General features: G+C 65.7%; 15 protein-coding genes. 12 read left to right on the top strand and 3 right to left on the bottom strand.

Going from position 1 to position 17,226, the window contains the following annotated elements; translation table 11 throughout:
• Positions 1 to 4: 4 nt before the first annotated feature.
• Complete coding sequence (locus RT123_RS02540; RefSeq protein ID WP_313007604.1) at positions 5 to 2,092, top strand: carbon starvation CstA family protein; 2,088 nt, start codon at positions 5 to 7, stop codon at positions 2,090 to 2,092.
• Positions 2,076 to 2,318, top strand: coding sequence for a YbdD/YjiX family protein (locus RT123_RS02535; RefSeq protein WP_255366543.1), 243 nt, complete (start codon positions 2,076 to 2,078; stop codon positions 2,316 to 2,318). The genes RT123_RS02540 and RT123_RS02535 overlap by 17 nt, the downstream gene beginning before the upstream one ends.
• Before the next feature lies 1 nt (position 2,319).
• Here RT123_RS02535 and RT123_RS02530 read toward each other — a convergent pair whose 3' ends face one another.
• Positions 2,320 to 3,627: a S41 family peptidase gene (locus RT123_RS02530; RefSeq protein ID WP_313007601.1), complete on the bottom strand. Its 1,308-nt coding sequence runs from the start codon at positions 3,625 to 3,627 to the stop codon at positions 2,320 to 2,322.
• Positions 3,628 to 3,641: 14 nt separating this feature from the next.
• On the bottom strand, positions 3,642 to 4,352 hold the full coding sequence (locus RT123_RS02525) for an SDR family NAD(P)-dependent oxidoreductase (protein ID WP_271041737.1): 711 nt from the start codon (positions 4,350 to 4,352) through the stop codon (positions 3,642 to 3,644).
• A gap of 41 nt (positions 4,353 to 4,393) precedes the next feature.
• On the opposite strand from RT123_RS02525, the gene RT123_RS02520 reads away from it, so the two are divergent.
• The 5 genes from RT123_RS02520 to RT123_RS02500 all read left to right on the top strand — a co-directional run bounded on the left by RT123_RS02520 (position 4,394) and on the right by RT123_RS02500 (position 12,907).
• Positions 4,394 to 5,095 carry an HAD family hydrolase gene (locus RT123_RS02520; RefSeq protein ID WP_313007598.1) on the top strand — a complete coding sequence of 234 codons (702 nt, stop codon included), beginning with the start codon at positions 4,394 to 4,396 and terminating at the stop codon, positions 5,093 to 5,095.
• 274 nt (positions 5,096 to 5,369) lie between these two features.
• Positions 5,370 to 8,690: a TonB-dependent receptor domain-containing protein gene (locus RT123_RS02515; RefSeq protein WP_066549957.1), complete on the top strand. Its 3,321-nt coding sequence runs from the start codon at positions 5,370 to 5,372 to the stop codon at positions 8,688 to 8,690.
• Between the two features lie 231 nt (positions 8,691 to 8,921).
• Positions 8,922 to 9,236, top strand: coding sequence for a ribonuclease E inhibitor RraB (locus tag RT123_RS02510; RefSeq protein WP_292076644.1), 315 nt, complete (start codon positions 8,922 to 8,924; stop codon positions 9,234 to 9,236).
• A 25-nt stretch (positions 9,237 to 9,261) separates the two neighbouring features.
• Positions 9,262 to 12,561 carry a carbamoyl-phosphate synthase large subunit gene (gene carB, locus RT123_RS02505; RefSeq protein WP_313007595.1) on the top strand — a complete coding sequence of 1,100 codons (3,300 nt, stop codon included), beginning with the start codon at positions 9,262 to 9,264 and terminating at the stop codon, positions 12,559 to 12,561.
• 70 nt (positions 12,562 to 12,631) lie between these two features.
• Positions 12,632 to 12,907, top strand: a complete 276-nt coding sequence (locus tag RT123_RS02500; protein WP_313007593.1) for a DUF1294 domain-containing protein — start codon at positions 12,632 to 12,634, stop codon at positions 12,905 to 12,907.
• On the opposite strand, the gene RT123_RS02495 is transcribed toward RT123_RS02500, so the two are convergent.
• Positions 12,897 to 14,195: a dicarboxylate/amino acid:cation symporter gene (locus RT123_RS02495; protein ID WP_313007591.1), complete on the bottom strand. Its 1,299-nt coding sequence runs from the start codon at positions 14,193 to 14,195 to the stop codon at positions 12,897 to 12,899. The genes RT123_RS02500 and RT123_RS02495 overlap by 11 nt on opposite strands.
• Before the next feature lie 128 nt (positions 14,196 to 14,323).
• Here RT123_RS02495 and RT123_RS02490 point away from each other — a divergent pair, with 128 nt between their 5' ends.
• The 5 genes from RT123_RS02490 to RT123_RS02470 all read left to right on the top strand — a co-directional run bounded on the left by RT123_RS02490 (position 14,324) and on the right by RT123_RS02470 (position 17,122).
• Complete coding sequence (locus RT123_RS02490; RefSeq protein ID WP_165118017.1) at positions 14,324 to 14,524, top strand: cysteine protease; 201 nt, start codon at positions 14,324 to 14,326, stop codon at positions 14,522 to 14,524.
• Positions 14,525 to 14,594: 70 nt separating this feature from the next.
• Positions 14,595 to 15,260, top strand: coding sequence for a glutathione S-transferase (locus tag RT123_RS02485; protein WP_313007589.1), 666 nt, complete (start codon positions 14,595 to 14,597; stop codon positions 15,258 to 15,260).
• A gap of 54 nt (positions 15,261 to 15,314) precedes the next feature.
• Positions 15,315 to 15,515, top strand: a complete 201-nt coding sequence (locus RT123_RS02480; RefSeq protein WP_055752934.1) for a hypothetical protein — start codon at positions 15,315 to 15,317, stop codon at positions 15,513 to 15,515.
• Between the two features lie 147 nt (positions 15,516 to 15,662).
• Positions 15,663 to 16,136: a transcription elongation factor GreA gene (gene greA / locus RT123_RS02475; protein ID WP_055752933.1), complete on the top strand. Its 474-nt coding sequence runs from the start codon at positions 15,663 to 15,665 to the stop codon at positions 16,134 to 16,136.
• A 5-nt stretch (positions 16,137 to 16,141) separates the two neighbouring features.
• Entirely contained in the window at positions 16,142 to 17,122 is a 981-nt protein-coding gene (locus RT123_RS02470; protein WP_313007586.1) for a mitochondrial fission ELM1 family protein, read from the top strand.
• Positions 17,123 to 17,226: the final 104 nt, after the last annotated feature.

Here is a 17,226-nt window from a genome sequence, read left to right as displayed (position 1 = left end):
TGTCGTGGGCAAACTCAGCACACCCATAATCTTCGGCGCCATCGCCATCCTGGGGGCGGTGTCCCTCGGCATCATCGCCCTGCATCAGGGCGAAAGCATCAGCGCGGTCTGGATGGTGGTCGCCGCCGTCTGCACCTATGCGATCGCCTATCGGTTCTACAGCCGCTACCTGGCCAACAAGGTCATGCAGCTGAACCCCGCGCGCCTGACCCCGGCCATGCGCCGCAACGACGGGCTGGACTATGTGCCGACGCCCAAGAACGTCCTGTTCGGCCACCACTTCGCCGCCATCGCCGGCGCAGGCCCGCTGGTCGGGCCGGTGCTGGCCGCCCAGATGGGCTATCTGCCGGGCGTCCTGTGGATCCTGGTCGGCGCCGTGCTGGCCGGCGCGGTGCAGGACATGATGGTCCTGTTCATGTCCACGCGTCGCGACGGCAAGTCGCTGGGCGACATGATCCGCACCGAAATGGGCAACATCCCTGGCATCATCGCCCAGGTCGGCGTCCTGATGATCATGGTCATCATCCTGGCGGTTCTGGCCCTGGTGGTGGTCAAGGCCCTGGCCGAAAGCCCGTGGGGCACCTTCACCGTCGCCGCCACCATCCCCATCGCCATCTTCATGGGCCTGTACACCCGCTTCCTGCGGCCGGGCCGTGTGGGCGAGGTGTCGGTGATCGGCGTCGTCCTGCTGATCCTGGCCATCATCGGCGGCGGCCATATCGCGGCCGATTCGTTCTGGGGTCCGGCCTTCACCCTGACCGGCCCGACCCTGGCGATCCTAATGATGGTCTATGGCTTCATCGCCTCGGTCATTCCGGTGTGGCTGCTCCTGGCGCCGCGCGACTATCTGTCGACCTTCCTGAAGATCGGCGCGATCGTGGCCCTGGCCGTCGGCATTCTGATCGTGCGTCCGCATCTGCAGATGCCGGCCATCACCCCCTTCATCGACGGCACCGGCCCGGTCTTCGCCGGCGCCCTGTTCCCCTTCCTGTTCATCACCATCGCCTGCGGCGCGGTGTCGGGCTTTCACGCCCTGATTTCGTCGGGCACCACGCCCAAGCTGCTGGAGAACGAAGCCCAGATCCCGATGATCGGCTACGGCGCCATGCTGTGCGAAAGCTTCGTCGCCGTCATGGCCCTGATCGCCGCCACGGTTCTGGACCCGGCCGTCTATTTCGCCATGAACAGCCCGGTCGCCGTCATCGGCAAGGATGCCGCCTCCGCCGCAGCCGCCGTGGCCCAGTGGGGCTTCCACATCACGCCCGGAGAGCTGGAACAGCTGGCGCGCGACGTGGGCGAACATTCGATCCTGTCGCGCGCCGGCGGCGCCCCGACCCTGGCGGTCGGCATGGCGCACATCCTGTCCGGCGTGATCGGCGGCAAGGCCATGATGGCCTTCTGGTATCACTTCGCCATCCTGTTCGAGGCCCTGTTCATCCTGACCACCGTCGACGCCGGCACCCGCGTCTGCCGCTTCATGATCCAGGACCTACTGGGCGTCGCCGTGCCCAAGATGCGCGAGACCAAGTCGTGGGGCGCCAACGTCGTCGCCACGGCCCTGACGGTGGGGCTGTGGGGCTATTTCCTCTACACTGGCGTGGTCGATCCGCTGGGCGGCATCAACAGCCTGTGGCCCCTGTTCGGCATCGCCAACCAGATGCTGGCCGCCGTCGCCCTGATCCTGGGCACCGTCGTCCTGTTCAAGATGAAGCGCGAGAAGTTCGCCTGGGTCATGGTCGTTCCCGCGACCTGGCTGCTGATCTGCACCCTGACGGCGGGCTTCCAAAAGCTGTTCCACCCGGACGTCCGTATCGGCTTCCTGTCCCACGCCCGCAAATATCAGGAGGCGCTGGGCGCCGGCGAACTGATCGCTCCGGCCAAGAGCATCGGCGACATGCACCGCATCGTGGTCAACGACTACGTCAACTCGACCCTGACGGCGGGCTTCCTGTTCGTGGTCGTCACCATGGTCGTCTATGGCGTCCTGGCGTGCCGCAAGGCCTATGCGAACAACCGCCCGACGGTCCGCGAGTATCCGGAAAGCCACCAACTGACGGCGGCCGACGAGGCGGCGGATGCGGCCCGTGCCTAACCCGTCGCAAGACGACCTGCTGTGCCTGTGCCGCGACGCCGCCCTGCGGTGGGGTCGCGGCGTCCGGCGCACGGCCGGCGCCATGATCGGTCAGCCGGACTATCAGGCCTATGTCGATCACGCGGCGGCGACCCATCCCGACCAGCCGCCGCTGGACAAGACCGCCTTCTTCCGCCTGCACGAGCAGCGCCGCTTCGGCGGCGCCGGCGGGTTCAAATGCTGCTGATCTAGAGGCCGTTGGCGGGGGTGTCGGCCCTGGCGCGATCCTCGGCCTGAAGGGCGGCGATCGCCGTCTCCAGTGTCGGGTCGTCGCCCGCGCGGCGCTGGGCCACGGTGCGCGGCGCGGCGATGTCCGGGATAACGCCTCGCTTTTCCAGCCGGATCCCGCCCGAAGTCACGAAGTCCGCCCGGCTGAGCGTTAGCCGCCCGCCGTCCGGCAGACTGGTCTCCTGGGCGATGAGCACCGATCCCCCCGTCTTCTCGCCCACCACGATGCCGCGCCGCGCCTCCTGCAAGGCGGCCGGCGTCAACTCTGCGGCGCTGCGGCTGCCTTGATCCACCAGAACCGCCACATCATTGGCCAAGGGATCGCGCCGATCGCCGCAGTCGCCCGCCGCCCTCAGAACCACGGGCCGACCGCTGCGTCCCGTTCGCGTCGCCCAGACCTGATCGCGCGGCAGGAAACAGGTCAGGACCGATTCCGCCTCCATCAGCCGCCCGCCGGGATTGCCGCGCAGGTCCAGCACCACGTCGATATCCGGCGGCAAGCCTTCCAGTTCGCTGCCCATCCAGGCGCCCAGGCCCTTGTCGAACTGCTCGACGCGCAGCACCAGCACCCCCGGTCGCGACTTGTCGGCGGTGAATGGTTCGATGGCCTCCATCACCCGCGGCGTCAGGGCGATCTCGCGCCTCTGTCCCGCATCGTCGGTCAGCACCAGTTGCACCGGAACCCCGTCATAGCTCTCGACGTCCGGTCCCCAGGGCTTCCCGTCGACCGAGTTTAGGGCCCAGCCCATCTGCACCCCCGCCGCCTCGGCCGGTGAGCCGGGCCGGACACGCTCGACGGTCCAGTCGTCCGGCGTCTCGCCCCGCATCAGGGTCAGGCCCATCACGGCGCGCCGGGCGAACTGCGCCTCCTGACGCCGCACCGCCGCCGGCGGGCTGGCCGCCGCATGACCGTCGTCCAGCAGATCCAGCATCGCATTGATGACGCGGTACAGCCCCCGCTCGTCGCTCGCCGCCAAGGCCTGGGGCCGGAACGTCGCCCGCGCGGCGTTCCAATCCACGCCCTGCAGGGTCGGATCGTAATAGCCCCGCCGCACCTCGCTCCACACCCGGTCGAACACCCGCTGGTTCAACCGCGCGCGGTCACGCGAGGGCGCTGTGGCGACGACCGGATCGACAACCGGCGAATCGACCGGTTGGGCCACGGCCGGAACGCTCAGCGGCAGGCCGAGCAACAGAAGGCTGAAAAGCCGGGCGGAAACGCTCAGACGCATGACCATCATCTGACGCCAGTCGCCCGTCTCGCTCAAGTCACGACTGCGCGCTATTCGGGCACCCGCACCCCGTCCCAGGCGAAGACGCCGCCGCTGTCGGCCGGGCTCAGGTTCGACAGCACGGACAGCAGCCGCTCGGCGGAATAGTCGGCTGTGAACAACTTGCCCTCGGCCACCCCCTTCTGAAACGGCGCGCTCAGGTCCGTCGCCACCGTGCCCGGATGCAGACCGGCGATCACGGCCTGCGGATGGCTGCGCGCCATCTCGACCGACAGATTGCGCAGGATCATGTTTAGCGCCGCCTTGGACGCGCGATAGGCGTGCCAGCCGCCCAGCCGGTTGTCGCCTATCGACCCCACCCGCGCCGACAGGGCCGCGAACACAGCCCGCCGATCGCGCGGCATCAGCGGCAGCAGATGTTTCGCCGCCAGCGCAGGCCCCACCGCATTGACGCGGTAGTCCCGCAACAGGTGTTCCGCATCCAACTGACGAAACGACCGTTCCGGCTGACGCCCGTCGTGCAGCACCCCGGTCGCCACCACGATCACGGTTGGGGCCGGCCCCTGGCCGATCCGTTCGGCGGCCGACGCCAAACTGGCCTCATCCTCCAGATCGGCGGCCAAACCTTGCGCGCCCGCCACATCCGCGCCGGACCGCGACACGGCCCAGACTGTATCGAACGCGCCGTCCGCCGCGATCCGCTCGACCATCGCCCGGCCGATGCCGCCCGTCGCCCCGATCACCACCGCCGATCCGTTCATCGCGTCTCCCTTCGTCGTTCGTCCCATGATAGGGGCGCGGCATGAGCATCACCACGGTCGGCCTCGATGCCGACGACACCCTCTGGCACAACGAGACGATCTTCCGCCTGACCCATGCGCGGTTCGTCGATCTTCTGGCCGACCGCGGCGACGAGGCGACCATCGAGGCGCGCCTGGCCGAAACCGAGCAACGCAACCTGCGGCTCTATGGCTACGGCATCAAGGGCTTCACCCTGTCGATGATCGAGACGGCGATGGAGCTGACGAACGGCGAGGCTCCGCCCCATGTCGTGCGCGAGATTTTGGCCGCCGGCCGCGAGATGCTGGCCCATCCGGTCGAGACCCTGCCCGGCGTGGATGCGGTCGTCGCCGAACTGTCCGAAAAATACCGCCTGGTCCTGATCACCAAGGGCGACCTGCTGGATCAGGAGCGCAAGCTGGCGGCCTCGGGCCTGGGCGACCTGTTCAGCGCCGTCGAGATCGTCTCCGAAAAGGATCGCGCCACCTACGAGCGGGTCTTCACCCGCTACGGCACGGGCCCGGCCGAGGCCGTCATGGCCGGCAACTCCATGAAGTCCGACGTCCTGCCCGCCATCGCCGCCGGCGCCTTCGGCGTCCACATCCCCTATCACGTCACCTGGGCCCACGAATTGGCCGACGCCCCGCAAAACGAGCCGCGCTATACTTCCCTGTCCAGCATTGCGGAGTTAAAGAACGCAATCGATAGTTGGTATACTGAATAGATTCCACCAAACATCAGATCGATATTAGCTCAATAATCGAACGCCTTTACATCGCATTCTTGGACTCGAAAATGAGATCTGACTGAAAATCAATGCGGCAAATAAGGCGTTGCATTGAGACCACATTATAGCAATACCGACGTTATATTGACACGAAAGTCCAAAGCGACGCTTGACCCCTCTGGATGTGTCCGGTCTGTGGCACGCCTGCGGCAGTTCAGCGACGGCTCTACTAGCACTCCTGATCCCCCCTGCTGCGATCATTGGAGAGTAAATGCGCAACTTCCTTCTGACTTCGACGGTCCTTGCGGGCGCCTTGGCGGCCTCTAGCGCCTTCGCCCAGACTGCAGATCAGCCCATCAGCACCGCCCCCGCTGCTGATAGCCAACAAGCCGCCGAGCTTGGTGAAATCGTGGTGACCGGGTCGCGTATCCGTCGCGACGCAACCAACGCCCCCACCCCCCTGATCCAGGTGTCGCGCGACGAACTGCTGTCGACCGGCCAGACCACGGTCATCGATTACCTGTCCACCATTCCGGCCCTGTCGAACTCGGTCGTTCCGTCGGATACGACGGGCTCCAACCTGGGTGACGGCGGCCTGTCGCTGCCGAACCTGCGTTCGCTGGGCTCCAACCGCACGCTGACCTTGGTCGACGGTCGCCGTCACGTCGGTTCGTCGGGCGGTTCGCTTTCGGTGGATATCGACACCATTCCGCGCCTGCTGATCCAGAACATCGAAATCGTCACGGGCGGCGCCTCGTCGGTGTATGGCGCAGATGCCGTCTCCGGCGTTCTGAACTTCATCCTGCGCAAGGACTTTGAAGGCCTGGAAATCGACGCCAACTATGGCCAGATCAACCAGGACGGCGAAGCCAACCAGCGTGTCTCGGCGCTAATCGGCAAGAACTTCTTCGACAATCGCCTGAACGTTTACGCTCATGCCGAGTATGAGAAGGTCGATGAAGTCACGTCGATGGACATCGATTGGATTCGTCGCGCGCCGGTCCGCATCGGCGTCGATGCCGACCCGACCTCGGCGCCCTTTGACGGTCGTCAGGACGCCTTCCTGTTCACCGGCGTTCGTCGCCTCGACATCCCGCGCTGGGGTCAGACCACGCTCGCTAATGTGCAGCAGCCGAGCGACCTGACGAATCCGAACGTCCCGTACGCAAACTGCTTCCCGGGTGGCAATGCTGCCGGAAACTTCAGCTACAGCGCCAACTGCTTCGGCGTGACGCCTGGCAAGACTTACTGGTACGACGGCACGACCGCGCGCCTGGCCGACTTTGGCCAGCGGGTCGGCAACACGGGTATCAACCGTCCGTACAACATCGGCGGTGACGGCGAAAACCCGGCCGACTTCTCGACCGGCTCGCGCGTTCCGCGCTCGGAATCGCAACGCTATCAAGTCGGAAGCACCTTCAAGGTCACCGACTCGATCGAAGCGTACGCCGAAGCCAAATATGTGACGGAAGACACCTTCGACGTGGGTCAGCCGACCTTCTTCGACATCGACCTGGTGAACTCTTACGGCGCAAACGCCGTGAACCCGATCTATGCCGTCAACAACTTCGATCTGCGTTGGTCGGACAACGCCTTCCTGCCGCAAAACATCAAGGATGCGATCCGCACCAACGTCGTTACGCCCTACGCGCCGCCGACCGCGACCAACCCGGGCGCCGCGCAAACGGGCGTCCTGCTTCAGAATGCGCGCCACACCCTGTTCGGGCCGGATCGTACGCAAGACAACACGCGTGAACTGCAGCGTTACGTGCTGGGCCTCCGCGGCAACCATGACCAGATTTCGTTCGTCAAGGACGTCAGCTGGGATATCGGCTACACCTACGGCAAGGTTGAGATCGAAAACCGTGAACGCGCGGTGGACGGTCAACGCTTCGCGCTCGCAGCGGACGCGGTTGTCGACACCCTGGGTGTTGTAAATGGCCGAGCCGGTGAGATTGTCTGCCGGTCGCAACTGTTGCTGAAACAGGGCGCCGCCCTGGACGACTATCAGCGTGGCGGAGATCTGCGTGATACGCAGTATGGTCGCGACTCGGTGGCGCAATGCGCCCCGCTGAACGTGTTTGGCAAGGGCAACCAGAGCGCCGCAGCGCTTGACTATGTCGGCGCCGAAATCGGCATCACCGAGCGTAATGAGCAGCAGCAGGCGATCGCGTCGGTTTCCGGTAGCCTCTGGGACTTCTGGGGCGCTGGCCCGATCGGCGTCGCTCTGGGTGGTGAGTATCGCAAGGAAACGACGGAAGCCACGGGTCGCGACCGCGACACCGACGGGCGCCTGCTGTTCCTCAACTCCGGCCCTGATTTCCCCGAAGCCAGCTATGAGTCTAAGGAAGTCTTCACGGAAGTCTCGCTTCCGCTCTTCCGCGACAGCATGCTAGGCGAATATGCCGAACTTAGCGGTTCGTATCGTTATGCCGACTATACGACAGTCGGAAATGTCGACGTCTATGGCGTGAACTTGGTCTACCGTCCGATCCGGGACATCACCTTCAAGACCAGCTACAACACCTCGGTTCGCGTTCCCGACTTGGCCGAAAACTTCGCTCCGAACAGCGAGACCTTCCTCAACTCGTTCACCGATCCCTGCACCACGGCTGCGATCGCCGCGGTCAACGACAATGAAACGAAGGCCAACCGCATCCGGAACTGCACGGCCTTGGCCGCGCAGCAAGGTCTGACGTTCGACTTCGCCGGCGCGACCCCGCAAAATACCGACGACTTCAACCCGACCTACACTTCGGGCATCTCGGGCGTCTCCGGCGGCAACCCGAACCTTCAACCTGAAGAGTCGAACAGCTTCACCTTCTCGACGGTGCTGCGTCCGCGCTTCATGCCCAACTTCAGCCTTGCGCTCGATTATTACGAGATCAAGATTGACCGCGTCATCGCGGCTGTCACCGCCGACACGGCGGCGGCGAACTGCGTTAATGGTGCAGAACTGAACGTCGATGCCTGCTCGACGATCTTCCGCAACAATCCGAACATTCCGTTCGGCATTGGCGCGCCGGCTAGCGATCCGATCGGCGGCTTCATCGAGCGTTCGTTCAACTATGCGTCGCTGGAAACCCGCGGTCTGGACTTCACGGGTCGTTATCGCCTCGACACCAGCGACAGCTTCGGCCGTAACTGGGGTGTGTTCGATTACTCGCTCGCCGGCTCGTGGCTGATCGAACAGAAGCAGTTCCTGAATGAAGCCGATCCCGGCGACTTCGATGAACTGGCCAGCACGCTGCAATACCCGCGCGTTCGCTTCACCTCCTCGTTGACCTGGACCCCCAACGAAACCTGGAGCGTGAACTGGACGGCGGACTGGCAATCGGCTCAGAACATCGTCTTCCGCCGCGACTTCGTGAACAACGCGGACGGCCGTTCGGCCGATCAGCTGGACACGGGTAACTTCGTGCGCAACGACTTCACCGTCCGCTACAACGTCAACCAAGATCTGACGCTGCGCGCCGGCGTCGTGAACGCCTTCGATTCGGAACAAGCGCCGTACCTCGGCACGACGCTGTATTCGAACTTCGATCCTTATGGTCGCCGCTTCTTCATCGGCCTGAACTACAAGGTGTTCTAAGACTCACAGAGCCTGTGATCTTGAAACGAGGGGCGACCGGCAACGGTCGCCCCTTTCCTTTTGCCCAATCCGGACCGGGACCGAACACTCGGAATTCCGCTTTCCATCTTGCCCCCTCGCCCCTCCCTCTCTAAACGGGCCGCTTAACCGACAAGCAGACGTGAGCGTCGCAGGGCCAGGCTCTGCGGAGGGCTTCTCGCGCGCGTAGAGAACGAAGGACGACGCACTCCCTTGGACGCCTCGGACATCCGTCATGACGAACGCGACGCCATGGTGCGCGCGGCGCTGGCCGAACAGGGCGACAGCGGCGTGACGCCGCGCCATACGCTGTTCTACTTCTATGGCGAGGGCGACCACGGCGACCTGAACGAAATCGCACGGCGCGCCGGCTTCCTGACACGCGGCGCCGACGACATGACGGTGCTCGAAACGACCATGGCGGTGGACGAGGCGTCCTTTGCGGCGACCTCGGCCATGATGCAGACCTGGGCCGCGGCCTTCCAGCTTGAGTATGACGGCTGGGAATGCGCGGTCGTGACCCACTAGCGTTCAATAAGAAGAAGAGCTGGCGATGCCCAAGCGCACAGACATCAAGTCCATCCTCATCATCGGCGCCGGCCCGATCGTCATCGGCCAGGCGTGCGAGTTCGACTATTCCGGCGTTCAGGCCTGCAAGGCGCTGAAGGCGGAAGGCTACCGGGTCATCCTGGTCAACTCGAACCCCGCCACCATCATGACCGACCCGGAGGTGGCCGACGCCACCTACATCGAGCCGATCACGCCCGAGATGGTCGAGAAGATCATCATCAAGGAAAAGCCCGACGCCCTGTTGCCGACCATGGGCGGCCAGACCGCGCTGAACACCGCCCTGGCCCTGCATGAATCCGGCGCGCTCGCCAGGCATGGCGTCGAGATGATCGGCGCCAAGGCCGAGGTCATCGACAAGGCCGAGGATCGCCAGAAATTCCGCGACGCGATGGACAAGCTGGGTCTGGAGAGCCCCCGCTCCAAAGCCGCCCATTCGATGGAGGAGGCGTTGGAAGGGCTGGAGTTCGTCGGCCTGCCCGCTGTCATCCGTCCGTCCTTCACCCTGGCCGGCACCGGCGGCGGTATCGCCTTCAACCGCGAGGAGTTCGAGGAGATCGTCCTGCGCGGCTTGGATTTGTCGCCGACCACTGAGGTGCTGATCGAGGAGTCGGTCCTAGGCTGGAAGGAATATGAGATGGAGGTCGTCCGCGACACGGCGGACAACTGCATCATCATCTGCTCGATCGAGAACGTCGATCCGATGGGCGTCCACACCGGAGATTCTATCACCGTCGCCCCCGCCCTGACGCTGACCGACAAGGAATATCAGCGGATGCGGACGGGCTCGATCAATGTGCTGCGCGAGATCGGCGTCGAGACGGGCGGCTCGAACGTCCAGTGGGCGATCAACCCCGCCGACGGCCGCATGGTCGTGATCGAGATGAACCCGCGCGTGTCGCGCTCGTCGGCCCTTGCGTCCAAGGCCACCGGCTTCCCCATCGCCAAGGTCGCGGCGCGTCTGGCGGTCGGCTACACCCTGGACGAACTGACCAACGACATCACCCAGGTGACGCCGGCCAGCTTCGAGCCGTCGATCGACTATGTCGTCACCAAGATCCCGCGCTTCGCCTTTGAGAAATACCCCGGCTCGGAGCCCCTGCTGGGCACCTCGATGAAGTCGGTGGGCGAGGTGATGGCCATCGGCCGCACCTTCCAGGAATCGATGCAGAAGGCGCTTCGCGGGCTTGAAACCGGCCTGTCGGGCTTCGACGAAATCGAGATCGAAGGGGTGGCCGGCGCCGAAGACGACGCCACGGCCCGCGGCGCCGTCGTCCGCGCCCTGGGCGTTCCGACTCCCGACCGCATCCGCGTCATCGCCCAAGCCTTCCGCCACGGCCTGACGGTCGAGGAGGTCAACGCCGCCTGCGCCTACGAACCCTGGTTCCTGCGCCAGATCGCCGACATCGTGCGCGAGGAAGGCCATGTCCGTGTCAAGGGCCTGCCGACCGACCCGACCGAGTTCCGCCGCCTGAAGTCCAAGGGCTTCTCAGACGCCCGTCTGGCGCAACTGACCGGCCAGAGCGAAAAATCCGTCCGGACCGCCCGTCGCGGCCTGAACGTCCGCCCGGTGTTCAAGCGGATCGACACCTGCGCCGCCGAGTTCGCCAGCGCCACCGCCTATATGTATTCGACCTATGAGACCGGCGCGCTCGGCCAAATTCCCGAGTGCGAGTCGGAGCCGACGAACAAGAAGAAGGCCATCATCCTGGGCGGCGGTCCGAACCGGATCGGCCAGGGCATCGAGTTCGACTACTGCTGCTGCCACGCAGCCTTTGCGTTCGGCCAGATCGGCGTCGAGAGCATCATGGTCAACTGCAACCCCGAAACCGTCTCGACCGACTACGACACCTCCGACCGCCTGTATTTCGAGCCGCTGACGGCCGAGGACGTGCTGGAGCTGATCGAGGTCGAGCGCTCGAACGGCGACCTTATCGGTTGCGTCGTCCAGTTCGGCGGCCAGACCCCGCTGAAACTGGCCCACGCCCTGCAGGAGGACAACATCCCCGTCCTGGGCACCAGCGTCGACTCCATCGACCTGGCCGAGGACCGCGAACGCTTCCAGCAGATGCTGGAGGGCATCGGCCTGCGCCAGCCGCCCAACGGCCTGGCCCGTTCGGCCGAGGAAGCCGCGCAGAAGGCCGAAGAGGTCGGCTATCCCGTTGTCCTCCGTCCCTCCTACGTCCTGGGCGGTCGCGGCATGATGATCGTCCACGACCGCGAGCAACTGGACCGCTACGTCCACGAGGCCATGCGCGTCTCGGGCGACGATCCCGTCCTGATCGACCACTATCTAAACCGCGCCACCGAGGTGGACGTGGACGCCCTGTGCGACGACGAGACGGTCTTCGTCGCCGGCGTGTTGGAACATATCGAGGAAGCCGGCGTCCATTCGGGCGACAGCGCCTGCTCCATGCCGCCCTTCTCGCTGCGGCCCGAGATCGTCACCGAGATGAAGCGTCAGACCACCGAAATGGCCAAGGCCTTGAAGGTGCGCGGCCTGATGAACGTGCAGTTCGCCATCGAGGAGCCGCACAGCGAAAACCCGCGCATCTTCGTGCTGGAAGTCAATCCGCGCGCCAGTCGCACCGCGCCCTTCGTGGCCAAGACCATCGGCCAGCCCATCGCCTCCATCGCCGCCAAGGTCATGACCGGCGTGCCGCTGAAGTCGTTCGGTCTGACGGACAAGCCCTACGACCATATCGCGGTCAAGGAAGCGGTCTTCCCGTTCGCTCGCTTCGCCGGGGTGGACACCGTCCTGGGCCCGGAAATGCGCTCGACCGGCGAGGTCATGGGCCTGGACTTCAAGCGGCCGGGAGAGGCCGACATGGCCCCGGCCTTCGCCCGCGCCTTCGCCAAGTCCCAGATCGGCGGCGGCGGCACCCTGCCGACCTCGGGCTGCGCCTTCATCTCGGTCAAGGACGAGGACAAGCCCTTCATCGTCGACGCCGCCCGGACGTTGCTGGCCGAAGGCTTCAGCCTGATGGCCACCGGCGGGACCCACGCCTATCTCGTCGAGCAGGGGCTGGAGGTGAAGTTGGTCAAGAAGGTGCTGGAAGGCCGCCCGCACATCGTGGACGCGATGAAAAACGGCGAGGTCCAGCTGGTCTTCAACACCACATCGGGCAAGCAGTCGCTGCAGGACAGCTTCTCGCTGCGCCGCACCGCCCTGATGATGAAGATGCCCTACTACACCACCACCGCCGGCGCCCTGGCGGCGGCCCAGGCCATCGGCGCGATCAAGGCCGGCGACCTGGATGTGCGGGCGATCCAGGACTACGCCTGACGTTGACGAAATCTCCGGTTTTCGGCCGCACGCTGCAAGGCTGTAGCGGCCGAACGCCGGAGCCACGCCGATGTCCAATCTCGACCTCGCCCTGATCGCCATCCTGTGCGGCGAAGTCCTGGGGTTTATCGCTTTCGCCAGGGACAAGCAGCGCGCCAAGGCCGGCCTGTGGCGCACGCCGGAATCCATGCTCTTGCTGTTCGGCCTGATCGGCGGGCTGGGCGCCTGGATGGGTCAGCACATCCTGCGCCACAAGACGCGCAAGGAGCCGTTCAGGACCCCGTTCGGCCTGATCGTCTTGCTTCACCTGATCCTGCTGGCGGGCGCCGCCTGGGTCATTCTGTAACGCGACCGTCCTCGCCTGCCCCATCTTCGCCGGCCACGATCCGGGTCGCGGCCAGGTCGGCGGTGACATTGCCTACGGTGCGGAAGATGTCCGGGATGACCTCGACCGCCAGCAGTAGCGGCAGCACGCCCAGCGGCAGGCCCATGGCCAGGCAGATGGGGCCGATGGCGGCGAAGAAGCTGACCTGGCCCGGCAAACCGACCGAGGCGATGGACACGGCGATGGCCGTCAGTCCGCCGGCGATCAGCACGCCGAGCCCCAGCTCCACCCCGTGCAACTGCGCGACATAGAGGCAGACCGCCAGGTTGGCGACAGGGCTGGTGATGCGGAACACCGCCACCGCCAGCGGCAGAACGAGGCCGGCGGAGGTCTGCGGCACGCCCAGCCAGTCGCGCGCGCGCTCGATCATGACCGGCAGGCTGGCCAGCGACGACTGGGTCGAAACGGCGACCACCTGGGCCGGGGCCACGGCGCGCGCGAAACGGGCCAGCGAAATCCGTCCCCACACGATCGCCACGACATAAATGATCAGGATCAGCCCAATCTGGCTCAGGCAGACGATGGCGACATAGTGGGCCAGCGTCCCCGCCACCCCCAGTCCGGCCCGCAAACCCACGCCTAGCGCCAAAGCGAATACACCGAACGGCGCGGCCAGCAGCACCCAGTGGACGATGACGACCATGGTCTCGGCCACCGCCTCGAAGAAGCCGGCCAGGGGCCGCCGCAGCTGGGCCTTGATCCGCGTCGCGGCGAAGCCGAACGCGACGGCGAAGACCACCACCGCCAGCACCCCGTCGTCGGACGCCGCCTTGATGACGTTGGCCGGCGCAAGACTGGCCAGGAAGGCGCGCAGGCCGTCGGTGCGCGCCGCCTCGCCCACGGTCGCCAGCGATTCGGCGCTGACGCCCGCCAGCAATCCACGCCCCGCCTCCGGATCGATCGGCCAGACCGCCAGCAGGCCCAGGCCCGCAAGGATCGCATAGATCGTCGCTCCGACCAGCAGCACTGCGAACACCACCAGCGACCGCACCGCGATCCGGCCCGTCGCCGCCGCATCGGCGATGGAGACGATGCCGGTCACCAGCAGGCTGAACACCAGGGGAATGACGGTCATGCGCAAGGCGTTCAGCCACACCTGGCCCAGGCTCTCGACCACGCCCAAGGCGCCGGTCAGCCACGCGGCCTGCGACCCTTGCGCCAGGGCGCCGACGACGACGCCGGCGACCAGGGCCGCGATGACGAAAAAGCTCAAGGAGGTGAAGAAGGCGGCGATGCGGGATTGGCTCATGCCCTAGCGCTAGCACCGCTCGGCGCGTCGCGCGCGCCAAACCTTCTGCCGGTCGCTGACAGTTCATGTCGTCGCAGGGCGAACCCTGATCGCGCACGGCGCGTTGCGACGACGAAAGGAACTCAATCATGTCCCGTCTGAACAAACTCGTCCCGCTGATCGGCAGCCTTTTGCTCTCCAAGGGCGGCCGTCGCGTCGCCGGTCGTCACGCCGGCAAACTGGCCCTGGCGACCCTGGCCTATGAGGTGTGGCGCAACCGCCGCGAAGTCGCCAAGCCCAAGGTCGCGCCGCAACCGCGCGGACGCTGGAGCGGCCGCCGCCCGCGCTGAGTCCGCAATCGCCGCTCGACTTCTCGGGCGGCGTTGCGAATAGTCACGCCTCGCCGCCCGGAGCCGACCCATGATCAAAGTCCACCATCTGAACGACAGCCGCTCGCAACGCGTCCTGTGGCTGCTCGAAGAGCTGGGCCTGGGCTATGAGGTCGTGCGCTACGAACGAAACCCTGGAAACCGGCTGGCGCCCCCCGAACTGCTGGCGATCCATCCGCTGGGCAAGTCGCCGGTCATCGAGGACGGCGCGGTCAAGGTCGCAGAGACCGGGGCCATCGTCGAATATCTGCTCGATACCTACGGCCAAGGTCGCCTGCGTCCGGCGGCGGGAACCGAGGACGGCCGTCGTTTCACCTATTGGCTGCACTATGCTGAAGGGTCGGCCATGCCGCCCCTGCTGCTGAAGCTGGTCTTCAGCATGCTCCCACGCCGTGCGCCGGCCCTGCTGAAGCCCATCGTCAATGGCGTCGCCAACAAGGCGATCACCAGTTTCGTCGACCCGCAACTGCGCACCCACGTCGGCTTCTGGGAGGACGAACTGGGCCGCTCGGAATGGTTCGCGGGCGATCACTTCACAGCCGCGGACATCATGATGAGCTTTCCAGTCGAGGCCGGCGCCGACCGCGCGTTCAATGCCGAGACCAAGCCCCGTCTAAAGGCCTTCTTGAACCGCATCCATGCGCGGCCTGCCTATCAACGCGCGCTCGAGCGCGGCGGACCCTACAGCTACGCGTGATCGGATCGTGATCGCGGTAGCGCAACCCGCCGTGATCGAGGGCGTTAAGGTCTCATGCGCCTTCAAACGATTCAGATCGTCGCCGGACTGGCTGCGGCCGTCGCCTTCGTCCTCGCCTTCATGGCGGCAGGAGCCGCCCTGATTTCCGGCGTCTTCATGCTCGCCGGCCTCGCCGCCGTCGGTTGGCTGGCCTACAGCCTCATAAAGGGCGTCCTGCGCCGCGACCACAAGCCCGAACCGCCGGCCCGCGCTTGAGCGGTCAACCGGCGCGGGCGTTGCGCTCTTGAATTCGTGAGCGAGAAACCCTAATCTTGATGCCCGGCCGCGCCCGCCCCGCGGCCTTTTGTGTGCTTATCTTGCGTCTTTCCAGTCTCCGGGCGAACCAGAAAAATCACGACACAAATGGAAAAAGTGCCGATGACGGGCGAGGGCTACCGTGCCCTCGACGATCAACTGAAGCAATTGAAGTCGGTCGAAAGGCCGAGCGTGATCGCCGCCATTTCCGAGGCGCGTGAGCACGGCGACCTGTCCGAAAACGCCGAATACCATGCCGCCAAGGAGCGTCAGGGCTGGATTGAAGGCCAGATCGCCGAGATCGAGGATAAGATCAGCCGCGCCCAGGTTATCGACGTGTCCAAACTATCGGGCAGCCAGGTCAAGTTCGGCGCCACGGTCACCGTGGTGGACGAGGACACCGAGGAAGAGGCCACCTATCAGATCGTCGGCGAACACGAAGCCGATGTGAAGAAGGGCAAGATCTCGATCGCCTCGCCGATCGCGCGCGCCATGATTTCCAAGGAAGTCGGCGACGTCGTGGAGGTCAACACCCCTGGCGGCGTGAAGGCCTACGAGATCCTCAAGGTCGAGTGGAAGTAACAGCGATGGCGGGGGCAGCGTCCGCGCAGCCCCTTTCCATCTGGGTCGTCTCGGACGGCCGCGCCGGCATCGAGAATCAGGCGCTGGGTCTCGCCGAGGCCGTTCAGCGCCTGACCCCGGCCGAGATCACGATCAAACATATCCGCTGGCGGCCGATCTTCGACCGCCTGCCGTCGGCGTTGAAGACCCCGGCCATGCTGGCGTCCGCGCCGCCGATCGCCCCTTGGCCCGATCTGTGGATGGCCACGGGTCGTGCGACCCTGCCGCTGTCGACCCGCGTCAAGGCCTGGAGCGGCGACAAGACCTTCGTCGTCCAAACCCAGGATCCCCGCTGGGCCAATGATCGCTACGACCTGATCGTCGTCCCTGCCCATGACGGTCTGTCGGGCGACAATGTCTTTGAAATAACCGGCTCGCCCCACCGCATCACGCCCCAGCGGATCGCCGAGGCCGCGCCCGCCTTCGCCGACCGGATCGCCCCCCTGCCCCATCCGCGCATCGCCGTGCTGATCGGCGGCAAGTCCAAGGCTTTCGACCTGACCGAGGCCCATGCGGCGGACCTGGCCGACCAGATCGCGGACGCCGTGCGGGCGTCGGGCGGCGCGCTGATGCTGACCTTCTCACGCCGCACGCCCGACGCGGCGAAGGCCGTCATGACCGCGCGCCTGTCGGACCTGCCGGGCTGGATCTGGGATGGGACAGGCGACAACCCCCTGTTCGGCTTCCTGCATTTCGCGGACCACATCCTGGTCACCGAGGACAGCGCCAACATGGCGGCCGAGGCCGCCTCCACCGGCAAGCCGGTCCACGTCCTGCCGATGATCCCGCTGAAGGCCGGCGACAAGTTCGCGCGCCTGTACGACGACCTGCAGTCGCGGGGCGCCACCCGCCCGTTCGACGGCGCGCTGGACGGCTGGACTTACGACCCGCTGGCCGAGACCGACCGCGCCGCGCGCGCCGTTCTGGAAGCGATGCGGACGCGATAGCGAAACCCACGTCCGTTCCTGACGCCGTCATGCCCCATGGTGACGACCGTCATCAGGAGATTTTCTAAGAACGGCTCGCACAAATCTGCACGAAAATGCACTAA

Source organism: Brevundimonas vesicularis (assembly GCF_032067225.1).
GTDB lineage: Bacteria > Pseudomonadota > Alphaproteobacteria > Caulobacterales > Caulobacteraceae > Brevundimonas > Brevundimonas vesicularis_F.
The sequence above is the reverse complement of the archived record's forward strand: the minus strand, read 5'-3'. Positions and strand labels throughout refer to the sequence as shown.

Excerpts from the sequence above, each read along its gene's own strand:
- RT123_RS02490 (WP_165118017.1), top strand. The coding sequence starts at position 14,324 with ATGTCCCGTCTGAACAAACTCGTCCCGCTGATCGGCAGCCTTTTGCTC.
- RT123_RS02480 (WP_055752934.1), top strand. The coding sequence starts at position 15,315 with ATGCGCCTTCAAACGATTCAGATCGTCGCCGGACTGGCTGCGGCCGTC.
- RT123_RS02515 (WP_066549957.1), top strand. The coding sequence starts at position 5,370 with ATGCGCAACTTCCTTCTGACTTCGACGGTCCTTGCGGGCGCCTTGGCG.
- RT123_RS02470 (WP_313007586.1), top strand. The coding sequence starts at position 16,142 with ATGGCGGGGGCAGCGTCCGCGCAGCCCCTTTCCATCTGGGTCGTCTCG.
- carB (WP_313007595.1), top strand. The coding sequence starts at position 9,262 with ATGCCCAAGCGCACAGACATCAAGTCCATCCTCATCATCGGCGCCGGC.
- RT123_RS02525 (WP_271041737.1), bottom strand. The coding sequence starts at position 4,352 with ATGAACGGATCGGCGGTGGTGATCGGGGCGACGGGCGGCATCGGCCGG.
- RT123_RS02500 (WP_313007593.1), top strand. The coding sequence starts at position 12,632 with ATGTCCAATCTCGACCTCGCCCTGATCGCCATCCTGTGCGGCGAAGTC.
- RT123_RS02495 (WP_313007591.1), bottom strand. The coding sequence starts at position 14,195 with ATGAGCCAATCCCGCATCGCCGCCTTCTTCACCTCCTTGAGCTTTTTC.
- greA (WP_055752933.1), top strand. The coding sequence starts at position 15,663 with ATGGAAAAAGTGCCGATGACGGGCGAGGGCTACCGTGCCCTCGACGAT.
- RT123_RS02520 (WP_313007598.1), top strand. The coding sequence starts at position 4,394 with ATGAGCATCACCACGGTCGGCCTCGATGCCGACGACACCCTCTGGCAC.
- RT123_RS02535 (WP_255366543.1), top strand. The coding sequence starts at position 2,076 with ATGCGGCCCGTGCCTAACCCGTCGCAAGACGACCTGCTGTGCCTGTGC.
- RT123_RS02485 (WP_313007589.1), top strand. The coding sequence starts at position 14,595 with ATGATCAAAGTCCACCATCTGAACGACAGCCGCTCGCAACGCGTCCTG.